General features: G+C 64.6%; 16 protein-coding genes. 9 read left to right on the forward strand and 7 right to left on the reverse strand.

Annotated features, from left to right (window positions below; all coding sequences use genetic code 11):
* Positions 1–44: 44 nt before the first annotated feature.
* Positions 45–344 carry a GIY-YIG nuclease family protein gene (locus EDF56_RS11170; RefSeq protein WP_132387277.1) on the reverse strand — a complete coding sequence of 100 codons (300 nt, stop codon included), beginning with the start codon at positions 342–344 and terminating at the stop codon, positions 45–47.
* A gap of 203 nt (positions 345–547) precedes the next feature.
* On the opposite strand from EDF56_RS11170, the gene ybeY reads away from it, so the two are divergent.
* Genes ybeY through EDF56_RS11185 form a run of 3 tightly spaced genes read left to right on the forward strand, consistent with a single transcriptional unit; the run spans position 548 to position 2,922 of the window.
* Positions 548–1,039, forward strand: a complete 492-nt coding sequence (gene ybeY / locus EDF56_RS11175) for an rRNA maturation RNase YbeY (RefSeq protein ID WP_132387279.1) — start codon at positions 548–550, stop codon at positions 1,037–1,039.
* 21 nt (positions 1,040–1,060) lie between these two features.
* On the forward strand, positions 1,061–1,984 hold the full coding sequence (locus EDF56_RS11180; protein WP_132387281.1) for a hemolysin family protein: 924 nt from the start codon (positions 1,061–1,063) through the stop codon (positions 1,982–1,984).
* Between the two features lie 53 nt (positions 1,985–2,037).
* Complete coding sequence (locus tag EDF56_RS11185; RefSeq protein WP_132387283.1) at positions 2,038–2,922, forward strand: LysR substrate-binding domain-containing protein; 885 nt, start codon at positions 2,038–2,040, stop codon at positions 2,920–2,922.
* A gap of 4 nt (positions 2,923–2,926) precedes the next feature.
* On the opposite strand, the gene EDF56_RS11190 is transcribed toward EDF56_RS11185, so the two are convergent.
* Both EDF56_RS11190 and EDF56_RS11195 read right to left on the reverse strand, forming a co-directional pair.
* Positions 2,927–4,609: a SulP family inorganic anion transporter gene (locus EDF56_RS11190; protein ID WP_132387285.1), complete on the reverse strand. Its 1,683-nt coding sequence runs from the start codon at positions 4,607–4,609 to the stop codon at positions 2,927–2,929.
* A 139-nt stretch (positions 4,610–4,748) separates the two neighbouring features.
* A complete protein-coding gene (locus EDF56_RS11195) occupies positions 4,749–5,219 on the reverse strand; it encodes a peptidylprolyl isomerase (RefSeq protein ID WP_132387287.1) in 471 nt (156 codons plus the stop codon).
* 172 nt (positions 5,220–5,391) lie between these two features.
* Between EDF56_RS11195 and mgtE the strand changes: the two genes are divergently transcribed.
* The 5 genes from mgtE (at position 5,392) to EDF56_RS25920 (ending at position 10,382) form a co-directional block, all read left to right on the forward strand.
* Entirely contained in the window at positions 5,392–6,858 is a 1,467-nt protein-coding gene (gene mgtE / locus EDF56_RS11200; RefSeq protein WP_132387289.1) for a magnesium transporter, read from the forward strand.
* A 338-nt stretch (positions 6,859–7,196) separates the two neighbouring features.
* The gene (locus tag EDF56_RS11205) at positions 7,197–7,598 is read left to right on the forward strand and encodes a DUF1489 domain-containing protein (RefSeq protein WP_132387291.1); all 402 of its coding nucleotides are present in this window, start codon (positions 7,197–7,199) and stop codon (positions 7,596–7,598) included.
* Between the two features lie 200 nt (positions 7,599–7,798).
* Positions 7,799–8,635 (forward strand): alpha/beta hydrolase, encoded by an 837-nt coding sequence (locus EDF56_RS11210; protein ID WP_132387293.1) that lies wholly within the window; start codon positions 7,799–7,801, stop codon positions 8,633–8,635.
* 192 nt (positions 8,636–8,827) lie between these two features.
* Complete coding sequence (locus EDF56_RS11215; RefSeq protein ID WP_132387295.1) at positions 8,828–9,760, forward strand: DUF2268 domain-containing putative Zn-dependent protease; 933 nt, start codon at positions 8,828–8,830, stop codon at positions 9,758–9,760.
* 226 nt (positions 9,761–9,986) lie between these two features.
* The gene (locus EDF56_RS25920) at positions 9,987–10,382 is read left to right on the forward strand and encodes a hypothetical protein (protein ID WP_165912172.1); all 396 of its coding nucleotides are present in this window, start codon (positions 9,987–9,989) and stop codon (positions 10,380–10,382) included.
* Between the two features lie 117 nt (positions 10,383–10,499).
* On the opposite strand, the gene EDF56_RS11220 is transcribed toward EDF56_RS25920, so the two are convergent.
* Complete coding sequence (locus EDF56_RS11220) at positions 10,500–11,768, reverse strand: amidohydrolase family protein (protein WP_132387297.1); 1,269 nt, start codon at positions 11,766–11,768, stop codon at positions 10,500–10,502.
* A 32-nt stretch (positions 11,769–11,800) separates the two neighbouring features.
* Here EDF56_RS11220 and EDF56_RS11225 point away from each other — a divergent pair, with 32 nt between their 5' ends.
* The gene (locus tag EDF56_RS11225) at positions 11,801–13,228 is read left to right on the forward strand and encodes a cytochrome P450 (protein ID WP_243652539.1); all 1,428 of its coding nucleotides are present in this window, start codon (positions 11,801–11,803) and stop codon (positions 13,226–13,228) included.
* Positions 13,229–13,977: 749 nt separating this feature from the next.
* Here EDF56_RS11225 and EDF56_RS11230 read toward each other — a convergent pair.
* From EDF56_RS11230 to EDF56_RS11240, 3 genes are all read right to left on the reverse strand, one after another.
* Positions 13,978–15,144, reverse strand: coding sequence for an ABC transporter permease (locus EDF56_RS11230; RefSeq protein ID WP_132387301.1), 1,167 nt, complete (start codon positions 15,142–15,144; stop codon positions 13,978–13,980).
* Between the two features lies 1 nt (position 15,145).
* Positions 15,146–17,857, reverse strand: coding sequence for a ribosome-associated ATPase/putative transporter RbbA (gene rbbA, locus EDF56_RS11235; protein WP_132387303.1), 2,712 nt, complete (start codon positions 17,855–17,857; stop codon positions 15,146–15,148).
* Between the two features lie 76 nt (positions 17,858–17,933).
* The gene (locus tag EDF56_RS11240) at positions 17,934–19,025 is read right to left on the reverse strand and encodes an HlyD family efflux transporter periplasmic adaptor subunit (RefSeq protein WP_207904679.1); all 1,092 of its coding nucleotides are present in this window, start codon (positions 19,023–19,025) and stop codon (positions 17,934–17,936) included.
* Position 19,026 lies beyond the last annotated feature (1 nt).

The raw sequence follows: 19,026 nt of genomic DNA on the forward strand, positions 1-19,026 counted from the left end.
AGCATCGTCGCCCCCGCGGAGGCGGGGGCCCCGCTTTTCTGGCGTCACAGCGCCCCGCCAAGCCGATCGAACATGTCCTCCCAGTCAGGGTTCATCGCCTCGATCAGTCGGATCTTCCACTCTCGCCGCCATTTCTTCACCGCCTTCTCCCGGCGAATCGCATGTTCGATTTCGTCGTACCGCTCGGCGTAAACCAGCCTTGTGAAACCGTATTCGCGGACAAACACGGACCCCGAACCCTCACGGTGCTGCCAGATACGGCGTTGGAGATGCGAGGAGACCCCGGTGTAGATGCCTCCGCGATAACGGTCGCTGGTCATGTAGAGCCAGCCGCCTTTCTCCATGTCGATGGCTCCAAGAAAAGCGGGGCCCCCGCCTTCGCGGGGGCGACGAAAATGTTTGCGGACACCTCATCTTCGTCACTCGATATATCCGCCAATTAAAACTCCCTCACCCAACCCCGTCATCCCCGCGAAGGCGCGCATCCCGCTTCCTTTTCTCTCCCCTCCGCTCGACCGAACGCGCGTCTGCGCGTAAGGACCCGGAAATGGACCTCGAAATCGACATCGAAGCACCCTGGCCCGCGGAAACCGACTGGGCCGACCTTGCCGAACGCGCGCTGGAAGCGCTGGTCGAGGTTGCGCCCGAACTGGACAATCAGCGGCTCATCACCAGCCTGCTGTTCACCTCGGACGAGGAAGTCCACGTCCTCAACCGCGAATGGCGCGCCAAGGATAAGCCTACCAACGTGCTGTCCTTCCCCATGCTGGACCGCGTCGACCTGCTCGCCCTCGCGCCCGACGGACCGCCGGAGATGCTGGGCGACCTCGCCCTCGCCTGCGAGACCTGCACGCGCGAGGCGGCGGAAAAGGGCATTTCGGTCGAGAACCACGCCACGCACCTGATCGTCCACGGCCTGCTGCACCTTGCCGGGCTCGACCACGAGATTTCCGAGGCCGATGCGGTGGCGATGGAAGCGCTGGAAACAAAGGCCCTTGCCCTGATCGGCATTCCCGACCCATATGGGGATCGAATTTAACGTCAGGGATAACCAAGCACGATGGCCGAGAATGGCCGCCACACCGAGCCCGGCTCGGGAGAAGGTGACAGTACCGGCACGCTCTGGCGTGTCTTCCGAAGGCTCTTCCAGAACGACGTCGATCAGTCGCTCCGCGCGCAGATCGAAGGCGTCATCAACGAGCACGAGGGCGACGCCGAGGAAACCAGCGCCGCCAAGGGCGATCTTTCGCCGCTGGAACGGCAGATGCTGCGCAACCTGCTCCACTTCAGCGAGCATGATGCCGACGACGTGGCCGTACCGCGCAGCGAGATCGTGGCGATCCCCGCCTCGGCCAAATGGGCCGACGTGATCGAGGCCTTTGCCGAGCACGGCCACAGCCGCATGCCGGTCTATGGAGATTCGCTCGACGCCATCAAGGGCATGATCCACATCAAGGACGTGTTCCCGATCCTCGCGCGCGGCGAACAGCCACCCGAGGATTGGTGCACGCTGCTGCGCCAGCCGCTCTACGTGCCGCAATCGCGCGGCGCGCTGGACGTGCTGGTCGACATGCGCGCCCAGCGCACGCATCTGGCCGTGGTGATCGATGAATATTCCGGCACCGATGGCCTCATCACGATCGAGGATCTTGTCGAGGAAATCGTGGGCAACATCGAGGATGAGCACGATGATGCCCCCGAAGAGTTGCTAATTTCGCAAGAGAGCGGTATCTGGGACGCCGACGCCCGCGTCGAGCTTGAGGATGTGGCGGAACGGATCGATCCGCGCCTCGCCGAAGTCGAGGAAGCGGTAGACACCCTGGGTGGCCTGGCATTCGTCCTGGCCGGTGGTGTCCCGGAAGTCGGCACGGTCCTCGAACACGGCAGCGGTTGGCGGATCGAAGTCACCGACGGCGACGAACGGCGCGTGACGCGGCTTCGGCTCCATCCGCCCGCCCCGGAGGCGGCGGAAACACCAGATTAACCCCGGCGTCGCCATTCCGGTCGGCGCTGTATTCCGAGTGAAAAGACGAGACATTGCCAGTACGCCGACTCCCCCCGCTGCGCGCGCTTGAAGCCTTCGTCCGCGTCGTCCGCCTTGGTTCGGCCAAGGCGGCGGCTAACGAACTGGCGCTTTCCCCCTCCGCCCTCTCGCGCCGCGTTGCCGCGCTGGAGGATTTCACCGGCAAGCGCCTGTTCACGCGCCAGCACCAGTCGATGAAGCTGACCGACGAAGGCATGGCCTTCTACAACGTGGTCGGCCCCAAGCTGGAAGAACTGGCCGAAGCGGTGGAATCGCAGATCGATCGCGGTCAGGTCCTGCGCCTGCACTTGGGCGTGCCGTCGCTGTTCGGCGGCCAGCGCCTGTTCCCGCGCCTGCCGGAACTGCGCAAGCTGCACCCGCGCCTGCATATCGACATCGATACCGGCACGCACCTTGAAGACCGCGTGGGCGACACGCTGGACGCCGCGATCATCCTCGCCAAGGAGCCGGACCCGGCCTACTATCGCATCCAGCTGGACCACAACAAGGTCTACGCCATCACCTCCAAGGAAATGGCCGCCGAGATCGGCAATGTCCCGGACGAGGCGATCCTGTCCAAGCAGACCTTCCTGATCCATCAGGACCTGCCCGAGAGCCTCGACGCCTGGAAGCAGGCGATGGGCATGAACAAGCTGGAGCCCGCCTCGGTAGACCGTTTCGATTCCGGCCAGCTGGTGCTGGAAGCCGCGGCGCAGGGCCTTGGCATCGCCATCATGCACGACGATCACTTCCGCCGCAGCCACGATAACCGTCTGGCCCGGCTGTTCGACGTCGATGTCGAGAGCCCCTATCGCTACTGGTTCGTGTGCAAGCCGAAGGCGCTGGAGAGCCGCCCGGTGCGCATCTTCCACGAATGGCTGCTTCAGGCGGGGCTCTGAAACCTCACGTCTTTGCCGGATGGGCCGTCAGCCACGCCAACGCTTCGGCGGCGGCGGCCTGGGTTGATGCCCCCAACAGGGGCGTCGCGCCGATGATGTGAACCGAGCCGCCGAGGTCCAGCTTGCCGGCTCGGGTCAACTGGTCCGCCAGCGCCGGACCTACACCGCTGAGGTAGAGCACGCCGCCGGCCTGGGCGATCTCGTCGGCATAGCGGTCCAGCACTTCGATGAACGTGGCCCCGGCCGGGCTATAGCCGCGCAGCCGCAGGATCGCCACGGGCGCGATCGCCTGCGAGGGATCGGGCAGCTTTTCGCCCAGCGTGCGCGCACCGGCGAAGAACAGGCTGCCGCGCACCTCCACAATGGTAATCGCGTGCGACGGCAGACGGGCCGGGGGCGCATCCTCGCGCACGCCGCCGTCGCTCTGGCGGGTCAGCGCGAACAGCGAAATGTCCGAAGCGGAGGACAGCAGGAAGGTCGCCACCGTCATCGCGACGCCCACCGCGACGGCATTGGGGATGGACGTGAGCAGGGTTGCCGCGAAAGTCACCACGATCGCCCAGCGCGCGCCGCCGCCCACGCGCCAGACGCTCAGCGCCTCGCGCCAGTTCAGTGCGCCGATCCCTGCCACCACCATCAGCGCGGCCAGCACCGGCATCGGTACTTTCGCCACCAGATGCGGGATCAGCACCACGAAGATCAGCATCCAGAGGCCGGAGAATATCGCCGCCCAGCGGGTGCGCGCGCCAAGGCTGATATTGAGCGCGGTCTGCCCCACCGATCCGCCCGCCGGAATCGCGCCGAACAGGCTGCCGACAAGGTTGGCCGCGCCCTGCGCGATCATGTCGCGCGACACGTTCGGCTTCGATCCGTCGAGATTGAACGCGCCCTGGCTCACGCCCGCCGCCTGCACGGCGATGACCAGCGCGATCGCCAGCGCCGTCCCCGCAAGCTGCGCGGTCACGATGCCAAGGTGCGGAATCTGCGGGAGGGGCAAGCCGCTCTCCCCCTGCCGGCCCACCGTCGCCACATCGCTCCAGCCCAGCCACGCGATCAGCACCGTGGGCACCAGCAGCGCAATCAAAGGCGCCCAGTTGTCCAGCCTCGTGGGGCGGAGCAGCAGCAGGATTGCCAGCGCCAGCCCGCCGATGGCCGCCGCCTTTGGCACGATCGCATCCAGATGCGCGAACAGCGCCACCGTCTGCATCACCAGATTGCCCGGCGGCGGATGATAGCCCAGCAATTGCAGCAACTGGTCCAGCACCAGCGCCGCCGCCACGCCGAGCAGAAAGCCGGTCATCACCGCGTGCGAGACGAAGCGCACCAGTCGCCCCGCGCGCAGCAGCCCCAGCACAACCAAAAACCCGCCGATCAGCAGCACCAGCGCGGCCAGCGCCTGAGGGCGCAACCCGGCGGGGTAGGCGGACAGCGCCTCTGCCGCAGCAATGGCCGAGGCACTGGTGGCGCTGATGAGCAAACACTGGGTACTGACAAGCGCGCCGCCCACGGCAGGCGAGATGGCGCCGGTATAGAGACCCAGCACCGGATTGACGCCGACCATCGCCGCCGCCGCAAGACCATCGGGAATCGCAACGACTGCCGCGATCAGGCCCGCGATGGGTTCACGCCCAAGCCTGCGCCACTTCCCGTGCGATCGGCTGTCGTCTGGAGAAGGCCCCGCGCTCATGCCCGGTGAATGCGCGCTATCTGCCGCGATGGATATACAGACTATCCCCGGTTCGGCAGGGCGACGGTACCAGAGGCGAAAAAGGGCGGCTCCTCACGGAACCGCCCCTTCGCATTTTCAGGCTTTCCCGAAAGGCCGATCAGCCTTCCGAAATGGTCGCCTTCACGATCTTGCCCGGCTCGCGCGGCGGCTCGCCCTTGGGCAGCGCGTCGACGTTTTCCATGCCTTCGACCACCTGGCCCCACACGGTGTACTGCTTGTCCAGGAAGCGTGCATCGTCGAAGCAGATGAAGAACTGGCTGTTGGCCGAGTGCGGCGCGCTGGTGCGGGCCATCGAGCAGACGCCGCGCACGTGCGGCTCGGCGTTGAATTCGGCCTTGAGGTCAGGCTTGTCCGAACCGCCCATGCCGGTGCCGTTGGGGCAGCCGCCCTGCGCCATGAAGCCCGGGATCACGCGGTGGAACTTGATGCCGTCGTAGAAGCCCTCGCCCACCAGTTCCTTGATGCGCTCGACATGGCCGGGCGCAAGGTCGGGGCGCAGCTTGATCTTGACGTCGCCGCCTTCGCCATTGCCGGTGTCGAGAGTGAAGGTCAGAAATTCGTCGGCCATCGCAGTAGTCTCCAATGTTGTCCGTCCACGCAGAACTGGCCGCGCGGCACTGGCTTGCGACCGATATAAGGCGGATGACCGTAATGTCACGTCCACCTGAATTTGTGCCCCAATTTGCGCACATTTCCCTGCCCCGGTTGCAATTGCGGATTTGCCGCTTAGACCGGCCAGCATGACGGAAACGGATCTTCAGGAAGAGCAGAGGGATCGCGCGTTGGGTGCGCAGGACGCTCCTCCCGATCCGGAGCCTGAATCCGGCCGCGATTCGGGCAAGGATTCGGATAGCCTCGACCGCGACAACCACCTGAAATCCGACTTCGTACGCAGCGTGAAGGACGCGCTGCACGACGAGGATTTCGAGCGCGTCTACGACCTTGTCGAGCCGCTCCACCCGGCCGACATCGCCGACCTTTTCGAGCTGTTCGACGAGCACGAGCGCCTCGACCTTGCCCGCGCCATCCGGGACCTGATGAGCGTCGAGGTGATCGCCGAACTCAACGACTGGGTGCGCGAAGCACTGGTCGAGGCGCTGCCCGCCGACGTCGTGGCCGAGATCGCCGAACAGCTGGACACTGACGACGCCGTCGCCATGCTGGAAGACCTCGACGAGGAGGACCAGCAGGCCGTCCTCGCCGAAATGGAGCCGGAAGACCGCGCGGCCATCGAAACCGCGCTGTCCTACCCCGAGGAATCCGCCGGCCGCCTGATGAGCCGCGATTTCGTCGCGGTGCCCGAGTCCATGACAGTGGGCGACCTTATCGATTTCCTGCGCGAACATCGCGAACTGCCCACCGAGTTCTGGGAAGTGTTCATCGTCGATCCGATGCACCGCCCGATCGGCACTTGCGCGCTCTCGTGGATCCTGCGCACCCCGCGCAACATTCCGCTGGGCGATGTGATGTCCCGCGATCAGACGCTGATCCCGGCCGACATGGACCAGGAAGAAGTCGCGCTGCGCTTCCAGAAATACGCGCTGATTTCGGCGGCGGTGGTCGACGGCGTGGGCCGCCTGATCGGCCAGATCACGGTCGACGACATCGTCCACATCATTCAGGAAGAAGCGAGCGAGGATATCCTGCGCCTGTCCGGTGCAGGCGACGGCGACATCAACGAACCGATCCTGGTCACCGTGCGCACGCGACTGGCGTGGCTGGTGGTCAACCTCGGCACGGCGATGCTGGCGTCCAGCGTGGTCGGGCTGTTCCAGGGCGCGATCACCAAGTTCGCGCTGCTGGCGGTCCTGATGCCGATCGTTTCGGGCATGGGCGGCAACGCGGGCACCCAGACGCTGGCCGTGGTCGTACGCGCGATCGCCACCAACCAGCTCACCGATTCGAACACCTGGCGCATGATCTTCCGCGAATTCCGGATCGCGATGACCAATGGCTTTGCCCTTGGCGCGCTGATCGGCACGGGGACGTGGCTGCTGTTCAACAACCCGCTGCTGGGTGCGGTGATTGCGACCGCCATGCTGGTGAACAACCTGACCGCAGGGCTGGCCGGCATCCTCGTGCCCGTCGCGCTCGACCGGTTCCGGATCGACCCCGCCGTATCTTCAGCCGTGTTCGTGACCACGGCGACGGATACGATGGGCTTCTTCTCGTTCCTTGGGCTGGCGGTGTTGACCGGACTGGCGTGATCGCCGAGTTCGCGCTTGGCGAAAGTTGAGAGGGCGCAAAGGCAGCGGGGCCCCCGCCTTCGCGGGGGCGACGAAAGTGTTGTGGCCGGCTCGTCAGACATTTCCCTGAACAAGGCCCGCACCCCACCGCCCCTTGCCTCGAACAAACCGGCGGCAACGTCCCCTCACCACCACCTCCAACCCGCTCAGCCTGAGCCTGTCGAAGGCCCCGAGACGAGGCGCCACGCCTCCCCATCCTTCGACAAGCTCAGGATGAGCGGAGTGGGGGCACCCGCCAGCCGCAAAGCTTTACACAAAACCCACTGGCCCTCACCCCCGCCCGCTCCTATCTAGCGTCGATGCCGCTGCACATGACCAAGATCGCCTTCTCCGCCGAGAGCCCGGCGGACCTTCGCGCATGGCTGGAAAGCCACGATGACGTGGGCGAGGCGCGGCTCACCACGCGCTATCTGCCCAAGCGGCACGAAGAGATGGTCGGCGGCTCGCTCTATTGGATCTACGAGCACGCGCTGATCGGCCGCTCCGAAATCCTCGGCTTCGAGCAGCGCGACGATGGCCGCTGGTGGATCCGGCTGGCGCCGCAACTCGTGCCCGTCGTCACCAAGCCCAAGCGCGCGCATCAGGGCTGGCGCTATCTGGCCGAGGCCGACGCCCCGCGCGACCTTCAGGATGGCGAGACCGCCGGCGACGCCATGCCGCCCGCCCTCGCCCGCGAACTGGCCAAGCTCGGACTGGTCTAACTCGGGCCGATCTGGCCTCGATCCATGGCGCGCAGCGGCCGCCCCGTCGCTTGCGCTTGAAAGGCGGGCAAGGCTCCACTAGCCTCCGCCCGTCGCCTCATAATCCAGATTCGCCCATGTTGTCCGAAACTTGCCGGACGACCCGGGCGCGCATGTTCGACTTTCCTCTCCTCCCCAACATGACGGAAAAGGACCGAGCCATGAGCTTCGTCACCACCAAGGACGGCGTTGAAATCTTCTTCAAGGACTGGGGCCCCAAGGAGGCCCAGCCGATCATGTTCCACCACGGCTGGCCGCTTTCGGCCGACGACTGGGACGCGCAGATGCTGTTTTTCCTCCAGCACGGCTTCCGCGTGGTCGCGCATGACCGGCGCGGCCATGGGCGGTCTACGCAAGTGAGCGATGGGCACACGATGGACCACTATGCCGCCGATGCTTTCGCGGTGGTGGAGCATCTTGACCTGCGCAACGTCGTGCATATCGGCCATTCCACCGGCGGCGGCGAAGTGGCGCGCTATGTCGCGCGGCATGGCCAGCCGTCCGGGCGCGTGGCCAAGGCCGTGCTGATGAGCGCGGTGCCGCCGCTGATGCTGCAGACTCCGGAAAATCCGGGCGGCCTGCCGATCGAGGTCTTCGACAGCTTCCGCGCCGGGCTCGCCGCCAATCGTGCGCAGTTCTATATCGACGTGCCGAGCGGGCCCTTCTACGGCTTCAACCGCCCCGGTGCCGAGGTGATCCAGGGCGCCATCAACAACTGGTGGCGGCAGGGCATGATCGGCAGCGCCAAGGCGCATTACGACGGTATCAAGGCCTTCTCGGAAACCGACCAGACCGAGGACCTGAAAGCGATCACCGTGCCCACGCTCTGCCTGCACGGGGATGACGATCAGGTCGTCCCGATCGACGACGCCTCGCGCAAATCGGTCGAACTGCTGCCGAACGGGTCGATCAAGGTCTATCCCGGCTATCCGCACGGCATGCACACGACTCATGCGGACGCGATCAACGCCGATCTGCTGGCGTTCATCCAGAGCTGACCGGTAGAGGGCGGGCTAACACTGCCATCGACCCGTCGCCCCCGCGAAGGCGGGGGCCCCGCTGCCTTTTTGCTACGCCGCAAGAAGAAGCGGGATCCCCGCCTTCGCGGGGATGACGGGTGGAACACGGGCGCGTGGTAGTGGAACGCACTGTAATTTGACGCAAAGCGACGAAACGGTCAGCATCATCGGATGATCCGCCGCCTCGTCGCTTTCGCGCTGTGCCTTGCACTCCCGCTATCCGCCGTCGGGGCCGCAACTCCGGCTCCGCCGCAGATCCTGACCGAAGACGTCGACCGCTTCTTCCGCCTCTACGACGCAGCGAGCGGACATCCCACTGCCGAGCAACTGGACAACGATTACCTCAGCCCCGGCACGGCCGGCCTGCACGAGATCGCGAAACTGCGTACAGTCACTGGGCCCCGGATCGCCGCCAATATCGCCGCTCATCCCCAAGTCTACGAGAAAGCCCGAAGCTGCCTTGCCGTGCTACCCGCCGTGAAGCTGCGGCTGGCCAAGGCTTTCGCTAAGCTGGCGGCGCTCTATCCCGAGGCGAGGTTCCCGCCAGTGACGTTCGTGATCGGGCGTGGGCGGCCGGTCGGGCTCACCGACGACAGCGGGGTGACGATGGGGCTGGAGGCGCTCTGTTCGGCGGACTTCATGGACCCGAATGTCGAGGACCGCTTCGTCCACACCATCGCCCACGAATACGGCCATATCCAGCAATCGGCTGCGCAGCAGGCGCTCGAACCCGATGCACCCGGCGCGACGGTGCTGGCGATGTCACTGATGGAAGGCGCGGGCGAGTTCACCGCCGAACTGATCTCCGGCGGCGTCGGCGACTACCAGCACGCGGCATGGACCAAGGGCCGCGAGGCCGAGATCGAGAACGCCTTCCTGCGAGATATGGACAAGACCGATCTCTCGGCATGGATGTACAACGGCGTCGGCGATGCGGCGCATCCCGGCGACCTCGGGTACTGGGTCGGCTATCGAATCATCAAGGCCTATTATGCCCGTGCGCATGACAAGAAGCAGGCCCTGCGCGAGATCTACGCGATGCGCGATCCCAAGGCGTTTCTGACCGAGAGCGGCTGGAAACCGGGGATGACCATTGCGGGCTAGGACCCGCCGAGTTTCCGCCTGAATCTCGCGCTTTTTCGAACATCGAAATTGGGCATGACGCAGAGATGCACGCACCGTGCCGCAATCTCTTTATCGCACGGCGCGGTAACCGCAGCCTTGGAGAAGAACGCGGCTTGCCACGCAACGCCACTCCTCCGCGTCTCCGCGTGAACCCATTTTTCTTTTTCAGTGCCGGGTTCGATGAGCGGCGGAAATTGCCCAAAAGTTGGCTGCCTCTCCCTCTCACACCCCGCTCATCCTGAGCCTGTCGAAGGATGGAACCTCGCGCCCCGCCTCCGGGGGCTTCGACAAGCTCAGCCTGAGCGGGTTGGGAGGTCAGTCAGTCAATTGGCAAGGTGATGATGGCTGTTTCGGCCCCGGCAGGATCGCGGAGCATGATGGCCGGATTAGAGAAGATGCGAGACTTCCTCCTCCACGTCATCCTGAACTTGTTTCAGTATCCATCTCGCGACCGGTACTGCGCTTTGATCCGCAATGCGCGCTCGCCGCGCCCTTCCCCCGCCGTTCGGAACAGGCCGAGGAATGGATCCTGAAACAAGTTCAGGATGACGATTCGCGAGGAACCACCCTTCCTCCATTGTCATCCCAGCTTCCGCAATGACGGCGAGTCCGGAACGTCCACTCCGACTCAAAACCGCGCGCGACACACCGTGCACAAACGAAAGGCCGGAAGCGGTTGCCCGCTTCCGGCCCTCTCCTTGAGAACAAGCCCGATAAATCAGAACGGCAGCTTGTAGAACCGCACCGCGTTGTCCTGCAGAACCTTCTTCTTGGTGGCGAAGTCGTAACCGCCCAGCACGTCCTTGATGTGCGCCTGCACGCCCGGATAGAGCGAGGTGGGGTGCGGGAAGTCGGTTTCGAACATCACGTTGCCCACGCCGATGGTTTCCAGCAGCAGCTTGGGTGCGATCTTCTCGAACCAGAAGGTGCACATGAAGTGGTCGCGGAAGTAGTCCCAGGGCTGCTTCTTCAGCACGTTGCGCTTGCTGGGCAGCATTTCCTGGAACTGGTGTTCCAGCGCTTCCACCGCGAAAGGCACCCAGCCCATGCCGCTTTCGATCAGGCCGATCTTGAGGTTCGGGTGACGATCCAGACGGCCCGAGACCATCCAGTTGCCCAGCGTTGCCGCGTTGCCGATCGAGAACATCGTGGCGACCACCGACAGCGTCTGTTCGAACTGGAAACCTTCCCAGGTCAGCGTGTTCGGGTCGATCGCGGCGTTGAGGTGGAAGTTGAGCGAGATGCCTTCGGCGTCGATCATCTCCAGGAACGGCGTCCAGTATTCATGGTTGAAGCTGGGCACGCCGACGCGCTCGGGCGTGTCGGGCAGCACGAAGCCGCGCAGGCCCATGTCGATGCAGCGGCGGGCTTCCTTCTCCATCTCCGCCTTGTTCCAGAACGGCAGGTGCGCCATCGGGAACAGACGTTCGCCCGATTCGCGCTGATAGTCGGCGTTGAAATCGTTGAACGTCTTCATGATGGTGACGGCCAGATCGTCATCGCCCAGCGTCATCAGCATGCCCGCCTGGGTGACGCCGGAGTTCTGGAAGCAGATCTGCGCATAGACGCCCATGTCGTCCATCGCCTGAAGACGCGGGGCAATCTCGTGACCGCCCGGATGCGCTTCTTCCAGCGTCGGGAAAGCGAGGCGGCCGAGCAGCTTGTTGTTGTCCTTGCGGATCACGTTGCCGCCCAGCGAACCGCAGTTGCGGTCCCCGATATACCACCGGTCGACGCCATCGGCATCGCGCTTCACGAAAGGCATCTTGCTCTTCAGGCCGATCGGCGCGCGGTCGGTGAACAGCGTCGGCGGTTCGCTGAGGTGGGTGTCGGTATCGACGATCTTGATGCCTTCCAGCGACGGGTCGAGCCCGCCCGACTGCGTGGCGTAGTCCACCTCGCGGATCACCCCGCCCCTGGTGTAGCCTTCGGAGGACCAGTACTTGCGTGCCGAGTCCTTCATTTCCTTGGTGTCTGCATCGGCCATGGCCGTATCTCCCAAAAACGTATTGAGGACTCATGTCGCAACCCACGGGGCTGCAATCAATCGATGAGCCCAACGCCGAGACGATGAATGGCCTTGGTGCCGGTCCGGGACTGTACGGCTGCCTTGCCGCGCCTTGCCGCCGGAAGGATGCCCGGGCATCCATGACCTCGGGAGAGACCATCATGCCACAAATGCAGACGCTCGACGATATCCGTGTCGAATTCGATGCCCCCGACAACGTGCCGAAGGACCGGATCGTCGATCTCGGCTTCGCGATGGGCACCCTGCCCAACGATCTTGTCGACCCTTACGAACCCTGCGGCTGGCTTTCCGGGCCGGAGATTCCGCGCCTGCTGTTCAACCCGCCCTCGATGCACGGCCTCGGCGCCATCAGCGGCAACCGGCGCGGCAACTGGGTGGTCACGCATTACGAGGATATCGAGCGCGTCTATTCGGACAACGAGCACTTCTCGAACGCCGGAACCGCCGAATTCCAGCGCCTGATCGGGGAGACGTTCAAGTCCATCCCGCTCGCCATCGACCCGCCGGACCACCAGAAGTACCGGCTCTACCTGATGCCCTACTTCAGCCCCGCGCGGATCACCCGCGAGCTGGAGCCGTCCATCCGCAAGATCGTGACCGAGATGATCGATGCCGTCGCCGACAAGGGCGAAGTGGACATGGCGTGGGACTTCGCGCGGGTCTATCCGGTGCGCATCTTCATGGGCCTGATGGGCTTCCCGGACGAGAAGTTCGACCAGTTCCTCGACTGGGAGTGGGACATCCTCCACTCCGGCAGCCTCGAAAAGATGCAAGCGGCGCTGCGCGGCGTGCTCGAATTCCTGCGCAGCTTCATCGCCGAGAAGGAAGCCAATCCGGATGAGCACCTCGTCTCGTCCATCGTCCATGGCCAGATCGAGGGCCGCGGGCTGACCGATGACGAGAAGATCGGCATGGTCTGGTTCCTCTGGCTCGGCGGGCTCGATACCGTGGCCGCCACGATCGCGCAGATGTTCCGCCGCATGGCGCTCCAGCCCGAATTGCAGCAGCGCATCCGCGAGAATCCGGAAGTGATCAACTCTGCGGTCGAGGAATTCCTCCGCACCCAGCCGATCCTCTCCTCCGCGCGCTCGGCAACGAAGGACTTCGAGTGGCACGGCATTCAGGTGAAACAGGGGGATTCGTTCTCCTGCCTCAATCCCTCCGGCAACTTCGATCCCACGCGCTTCGAAAACCCGCGCGAGTTCGACCCCGAACGCAAGGCAAACCGCCACTTCACATTCGTCGGCGGCGTGCACATCTGCCTTGGCGCCCACCTTGCCCGGCGGGAACTGCGGCTGCTGCTGGAAGAATGGTTTGCACGCATACCCGAATTCCGGGTGAAGCCGGGCGCGGACACCACGGTATTCCCCGGCCTGCTCTCGATCCGCAACCTGCCGATCGTGTGGGATGTAACGTAAAGAGAACGCGGAATTTCCGGGAGGCCTGCCTTCCGGATCCGCGATCTGTCTGGCGCGCGTTCAGCCGTTCGAGCGCGCGAAAGCCTGTCCTGCGGCCTGTTCCTGTCTCGGGAACGGGAAGAGCGGTTTACGCCTTCTGCCGCCTGACCTTAGATACCTTAGTGATACCGGCGGCAGCACAACCGCGTCAGATCCACGCGGGCTGCGGCAAGTTGTTCCGGCTTAGAAGCCTCTAATAATTCGACCGCGAGTTGTAATACTCTAAAAAAAAGAGTTTCCTGAGTCCTGCTGGTGAAACCGACTTCATAATTGTCCATGTAATCTAACAAAGATACACACTCCTGCATATCGTTTGCAGCTGTCTCCCATGGGCAGTGATAAGTATCGAATATCATCTCGCAGCGACCCCTCGCGCTTAATATTTGTCCAACCAATCCGCTTCGTTCGGCGCGCCCCTAACATTCTTATTTCATTATTCAAATTACAAAACGTTCAGCGATTGATATCATTTAGGTATCGGCATACAACCCTATAGGTATTAGATTGGTCCGTGGCGCCAGGGTCGAAAAATGCGATAAAAAACGGACGGCGACGGGCCTCGCGCCGACAGATAATTTCTGAGCGTACTTATTATTTAGGCAAATTAGTAATTTGCGACAGATGCGAGGCAATCGCAGTAAGAAAAGTTTGAAGATTTTATTTCCCGCGCACTGCCCGGGGGGGGCGTCAACAGCCCCCGCAATCGCCATTCACGCCATCGCGCTGATGGTCGAGCGGAAGCGGGCCAGCGCGATCGCGAAGAACGCCGCGCCAATGCCGATGGTGGCCGCGAACTGCGGCCAGACCACGTCGAACCCCGCGCCCCGGAACAGGATAGCCTGCCCCAGTTCGACGAAATGCGTAGTCGGCGCGAGCAGCATCACGTTCTGCACCAGCTCCGGCATCGATTCGCGCGGCGTACTCCCGCCCGACAGCATCTGGAGCGGCAGCAGCACCAGGATCATCAACATGCCGAACTGCGGCATGTTGCGCGCGATGGTGGCGAGGAAAATGCCCATCGAGGTGGTCGAGAACAGCACCAGCCCGGCGCCTGCGAAGAACAGCGGCAGCGACCCCGCGATCGGCACCTGCATCAGCGCCCGCACCACCAGATTCACCGACAGCGCCGAGGCCAGCAGCACCACCAGCGCCATCGACCAGACTTTCGACATCATGATCTCGAACGGCGTCACCGGCATGACCAGCAAGTGCTCGATAGTGCCATGCTCGCGCTCGCGGATCAGGGCGGCGCCGGTGAGGATGATCGAAAGCATGGCGATCTGGTTGATGATCTGCGCCAGCGCGCCGAACCACGTGCGGTTGAGCGTGGGATTGAACCGCGCACGGATCGCCAGGTCCACTTGCGGCGCGGCGTTGGCGCGGTAGCGGTTGACGAACTCGGTCACTTCGCCGGACACGATCTGCTGGATATGCCCGGTGCCGGTAAAGGCCTGGCTCATGCGCGTGGCATCGGTCAGCAACTGGATCTCGGCACCGCCTTCGTTCGAGCCGCGCCCGGCCAGCACGTCGCGCTGGAATCCGTGGGGAATGTGCAGGACGAACGTGAAGTCGCCCGCGTCCATGCCGGGATCGACCTGATCGGGCGTAATCATCCGGGGCACCACGAACTGCGGCGGATAGAAGGCCGAGATGATGCGCTGCGAAAGCGGGGTATCGTCTTCATCGACAATGGCGATGGCCGCGTTGTGCAGCGTCTCCGGCGTCGAATTGGCGGAGGTATAGACCGAGACGGTGAACGTGAAGACGATCAGCACCAGCATGATCGGATCGCGCCACAGGCTCCACAGCTCCTTCACGCCGAGCCGGTAGATGTTGGATATCTTGGCGAAAACGCGGCCGAACGAAGAAGCGGACATGTCAGGTCTCCTGTTTCTTCAGGAGCAGGATGGCCACCCCGACGATCACAGGGGCGGAGATCGCCAGCGGCAGGAACGCGCCCATGAGGTCCGAAAAGCCCAGCGCCTTGGAAAAGACGCCGCGGCTGATCGTGAACATGTGGCTGGCGGGGTAGATCTCTCCCATGAACCGCGCCCCGCCTTCCAGCGAGGAGACCGGATCGGTCATGCCGCCGAACGTGGTCGCGGGGATCATCGTGCCGATCATCGCCAGGAACATCGCCGCGATCTGGCTGCGCGTCAGGGCCGAGGCGAGCAGGCCCATCCCGGTCGCCGAAATGCAGTAGATCGTCGCCGCCAGCAGCAGCGTGAGGAAGCTGCCCTTCACCGGCACGTCGAAGATGAAGATCGCCATCAGCACCATCAGCAGGAAATTGATGAGCGCCAGCGCCACATAGGGCGCCTGCTTGCCCAGCATGAACTCGCTCCGGGTAACCGGGGTGACGTAGAGGTTGATAATCGAGCCGATCTCCTTCTCGCGCACCACCGCCAGCGCGGTGAGCATCGCCGGGAGCATCAGCAGCAGCAGCGGGATCACGATCGGCACCATCGCCGGCAGACTCTGCACGTCCGGATTGTAGCGGAAGCGGTTCTCTATGGAGAAGATCCCGGAGGTCGATCCCAGCCGCTGGCGCGCCTGCTCGGTCAGCCAGTGCTGGTGCAGGCCCTGGATATAGCCCTGCACCGTCTCCGCGCGCTGGGGATTGGCGCCATCGAACCACGCACCGATGGAGACCGGCCGCCCGGCACCCACATCGCGCGCGAAGCCCGGTGGAATCTCGATCGCCAGCGCCAGTTCGCCGGTCTGGAGCCGCCGGTCGAGATCGTCGTAATCGCGGATCGGCGCATGCTCCTTGAAGTAATCCGAACCGGAGATATCGAGCGCGTAGTTCTGGCTGAGCGTGGTGCCGTCCCGGTCGAGCACGGCATAGGACAGTTCGTTGATGTCGGTGGTCATGCCGAAACCGATCACCAGCATCAGGATCAGTGAACCGGCCAGTGCCAGCGTGGCGCGCACCGGATCGCGCTGCAATTCCAGCGTCTCGCGCCAGGCATAAGTAAGGCAGCGCTGGAGGCTGAAGCTGCCGCCCACGTCGGGATGCTCGTCGGGCGGCGGGGCCGACAGCGCGGGGCCGGTGCCGTCGGCGGGCCGGGTGTCGCCGCCCGCTTCCACCAGATAGCCGATGAAGGCCTCTTCCAGATCCTTTGCGCCGCGCTTCTCGATCAGGCGGGCGGGCGTGTCGCTGTCCAGCACTTTGCCCGCGTGCATCATCGACATCCGGTCGCACCGCATGGCTTCGTTCATGAAGTGGGTGGAGATGAAGATCGTCACTTTGTCGCGCCGCGACAGCGCCACCAGCAGGCGCCAGAAGGAATCGCGCGCCACCGGATCGACACCCGAAGTCGGCTCGTCGAGGATCAGCAAGTCCGGCCGGTGCACCATGGCCACCGCAAGGCTCAGCCGCTGCCGCATGCCGAGCGGCAGGCTGTCCGGCAGTTCGTCGATCTCGTGAGCCAGATCGAAACGCTCGACCATTTCGGTGACGCGCGCGGGGATCTCCTCACGCGGGACATGGAACAGCCGCGCGTGGAGTTCGAGGTTCTGCCGCACCGTCAGCTCGCCATAGAGCGAGAAAGCCTGACTCATGTAGCCGACCCGCCGCCGGGTGGTGATATCGCTGGAATCGACCTTGTTGCCGAACAGCCATGCCTCACCCTCGGTGGCGGCAAGCAGGCCGGTCAGCATCTTCATCGTCGTCGACTTGCCGCAGCCGTTGGAGCCCAGGAAGCCGAAGATCTCGCCCCGCCTGATCCGGAAGCTGACGTGATCGACGGCCGTGAAATCGCCGAAGCGCATGGTCAGGCCCTGCGCCTCGATGGCGACATCGTCCTCGTCGGCCTCCAGCGGCGGGATCACCACCGGCTCGTGCCCGCGCTTCTTCTCCTCGGGCAGCAGCGCGATGAAGGCTTCCTCCAGCGACGCGGTGCCGGTGCGCTGGAAAATCTCCTGCGGCGTGCCGGTGTCGAGCACATTGCCGTCGTCCATCGCCACCAGCCAGTCGAAGCGCTGCGCCTCGTCCATGTAGGCGGTGGCGACGATCACGCTCATCTGCCCCTGTGTCTTGCGGATATCGGCGATGAGATCCCAGAACTGCGCGCGGGCGAGCGGGTCGACGCCGGTGGTCGGCTCGTCGAGGATCAAGAGGTCGGGATCGTGGATCAGCGCACAGCACAGGCCCAGCTTCTGCTTCATCCCGCCCGAAAGCTTGCCCGCCGGGCGCGCGAGAAAGGGATCGAGCCCGGTCGCCCGCGTCAGTTCGTCGATCCGGCGGCGGCGCTCTGCGGTGTCGTGGCCGAACAGGCGGCCGAAGAACTGGAGATTTTCCTCCACCGACAGCGTGGGATAGAGGTTCTTGCCCAGCCCTTGCGGCATGTAGGCAATGCGCGGGCAGACCGCGAGGCGGTGCTTGCGATCGCGCATGTCGCCGCCGAGTACGCGGACCTCGCCCTCCTGCACCGCACGCGCGCCGGACACCAGTGAGAGCAGGCTGGACTTGCCGACCCCATCCGGGCCGATCAGGCCGATCATCAGCCCGGTGGGGATGTCGAGCGTGATCCCGCGCAGCGCCTCGGTCTTGCCATAGTGCAGCCTGACGTCGGATACGCGGACCACGGGTTCGCCCGGCGCAGCGGCTGCCGGGCTTCCGGGGGGACCGGCGAGTGACGGGGACAAGGTCACCTCCCCCGGCTCACTGCCCCGCTTTCGTTTCCGGCTTCGCCAGTGCCCCACTCAACCGGAGCGAGGCAGGCCATTCCGCCTTCGAATCGATCTTCACATAGGCCATGCCGGGAAGGCCGGTCTTCACCAGGCTCATGTAGCGGCGCAGCAGCGCGGGCGCGATCCGGGCGCGGACCCGGAACATCATCTTCTCGCGCTCGTTCGCAGTCTCCACGGTCTTGGGCGTGAACTGCGCGACATCGGCCACGAAGCTGATCGTCGCGGGAATCGGCGTGTTCGGCAGAGCATCGAGCACGATGCGCGCCTCGCTGCCGATGGCCAGCCGACCGGCGGCGGTGGCGGGCAGGAAGAAGGTCATCGTCACATCGCTGAGGTCGACAAGGCTGACCACGCGGGCACCGGCGCCCACGACTTCGCCGGGCTGGGCCAGCCGGAACTGTACGCGCCCGTCGCGCGGGGAGCGCAGCGTGGCGTCGTTGATATCGGCCTCGATGCGCTGGATCGTCGCCCGCGTGGCCTCCACCCGCGAGCCGGAGCCGATCACCTGATTGCGCGCATTGGTGATCGCCACTTGCGCCGAGGCCACTTGCGCGCGCGCCGCCTCCACGGCGGCGGAAGCGCCCTCCACTTGCGCGGCGTCGTCGTCGCGCTCCTGCACCGAAGTCGCGCCCTCGCGCGCCAATGTGCCCGAGCGGGTGAGCCGCTTGCGCGAGGCGTTCAGCTCGGCCAGCCGCTGGCGCACAACGGCGTCGGCCGCCGCTTTCTCCGCCTCACGCTGAGCGACCTGGGTCTGTGTCACCAGCACCGTGTTCTGCGCTTCGGCCAGTTGCGCCTCGGCTTCCGCCTTCTGCGCGGCCAGCACGTCCACATCCATATGCGCGACAATATCGCCCGCCTTCAGCATCTGCCCTTCGTCGACCACGATGTCGCGAATGCGGCCGGGCGACTTGGAGGCGATGTCGATCTCGGTCGCCTCAAGCCGGCCGTTGCCGCCGACGATGCCCTCCGGAAGGCCCGAGGGCGTCAGCAACTTCCACAAGCCGAAAGCCACGGCGATCAGCGCCGCGACGATCAGCCCCCTGACAAGCCAGGTCTTGTTCATC

The sequence above is a fragment of the Novosphingobium sp. PhB165 genome (genome assembly GCF_004341845.1).
GTDB lineage: Bacteria > Pseudomonadota > Alphaproteobacteria > Sphingomonadales > Sphingomonadaceae > Novosphingobium.

Coding starts and splice junctions, on each gene's coding strand:
- EDF56_RS11170 (WP_132387277.1), bottom strand. CDS start 344: ATGGAGAAAGGCGGCTGGCTCTACATGACCAGCGACCGTTATCGCGGA.
- EDF56_RS11180 (WP_132387281.1), top strand. CDS start 1,061: ATGGCCGAGAATGGCCGCCACACCGAGCCCGGCTCGGGAGAAGGTGAC.
- EDF56_RS11195 (WP_132387287.1), bottom strand. CDS start 5,219: ATGGCCGACGAATTTCTGACCTTCACTCTCGACACCGGCAATGGCGAA.
- EDF56_RS11220 (WP_132387297.1), bottom strand. CDS start 11,768: ATGGCCGATGCAGACACCAAGGAAATGAAGGACTCGGCACGCAAGTAC.
- ybeY (WP_132387279.1), top strand. CDS start 548: ATGGACCTCGAAATCGACATCGAAGCACCCTGGCCCGCGGAAACCGAC.
- EDF56_RS11240 (WP_207904679.1), bottom strand. CDS start 19,025: ATGAACAAGACCTGGCTTGTCAGGGGGCTGATCGTCGCGGCGCTGATC.
- EDF56_RS11205 (WP_132387291.1), top strand. CDS start 7,197: ATGCCGCTGCACATGACCAAGATCGCCTTCTCCGCCGAGAGCCCGGCG.
- EDF56_RS11210 (WP_132387293.1), top strand. CDS start 7,799: ATGAGCTTCGTCACCACCAAGGACGGCGTTGAAATCTTCTTCAAGGAC.
- EDF56_RS11190 (WP_132387285.1), bottom strand. CDS start 4,609: ATGAGCGCGGGGCCTTCTCCAGACGACAGCCGATCGCACGGGAAGTGG.
- EDF56_RS11230 (WP_132387301.1), bottom strand. CDS start 15,144: ATGTCCGCTTCTTCGTTCGGCCGCGTTTTCGCCAAGATATCCAACATC.
- mgtE (WP_132387289.1), top strand. CDS start 5,392: ATGACGGAAACGGATCTTCAGGAAGAGCAGAGGGATCGCGCGTTGGGT.
- EDF56_RS11225 (WP_243652539.1), top strand. CDS start 11,801: ATGTCGCAACCCACGGGGCTGCAATCAATCGATGAGCCCAACGCCGAG.
- EDF56_RS11215 (WP_132387295.1), top strand. CDS start 8,828: ATGATCCGCCGCCTCGTCGCTTTCGCGCTGTGCCTTGCACTCCCGCTA.